Consider the following 912-nt stretch of genomic DNA (forward strand, 5'->3'; position numbering starts at 1 on the left):
GGCCACAAGGGCCGCCCCTACACAGAAGCGCGGAGCGCCCGGGAGCAGGGAAACAGCGAGACCCGCAGGCGAAAAAGCAGTTGCGCCGCAGGCGCAAGGTGTTTTTTGCGGAGGGACGAGCAGTTGCCCGTCGCGGAGGGCGCGCAGCGTGACAACACAGAAGCGCGGAGCCGTCGTGAGCCGCGGCACAGTGAGCCGCGCAGGCCGGAAAACAGGCCGGCCGAAGCCCGGCGGCATTTCCGGCGGAGCGGGGAATAGTGACCGCGTCGCGAACAGGCAGAGCGTGACAGAAAGCGCGGAGCCGTCGTGAGCAGCGGCACAGGTTGCCGTCCGGGCGGGAAAATGAAAATTCATGAAGATTTCATTTCTCATCCGGGCGGAACTATGGTATAATAGCCGCAAAGCGGCTATTACACTTGCATTTCAGCCGTTTTTCCCGCCCCTTGCGGGGCAACCGAAAAACAGAGCGCATTATACCATTCCCCTGATGCTTCCTGGTATAATGTCCGAATCCTAAATCACTATGGTCAGGAGGGGTTTCCATGAAAAACCGTGTCACCGTCACCATCGCCGGACAGGAGTATACGCTGGTGGGCACCGAGGAGGCGAGCTACACCGAGAAGGTGGCCGCCCACGTGGACGCCAAGGTGGAGGAGGTTTTGAGCGGAGCCCATGTGTCCCTGGTGGATGGGGCCATCCTGGCGGCGGTCAACATTGCCGACGAGTACTTCAAGGAGGTGGAGGCCGCGGAGAACCTGCGCCGCCAGCTCAAGGAGTACCTGGAGGAGGCCACCAAGATGAAGCTGGAGCTGTCCGAGGCCAAGCGGGAGATCTTCAAGCTGCAGAACAAGAAGTAAGAGAGCGGAGCGGGGGGGGGGGGGCGCCCCGCCAGGGCGGAGGAACCGGCGTTGA

1 protein-coding gene is annotated in these 912 nt (G+C 62.2%); it reads left to right on the forward strand.

What is annotated here, in order from left to right:
* Nucleotides 1-542 precede the first annotated feature (542 nt).
* Entirely contained in the window at nucleotides 543-857 is a 315-nt protein-coding gene (locus ACESY8_RS06770; protein WP_007490147.1) for a cell division protein ZapA, read from the forward strand.
* Nucleotides 858-912 lie beyond the last annotated feature (55 nt).

Origin of the sequence: Clostridium sp. ATCC BAA-442, from assembly GCF_964239415.1 — a bacterium.
Lineage (GTDB): Bacteria > Bacillota > Clostridia > Oscillospirales > Oscillospiraceae > Flavonifractor > Flavonifractor plautii.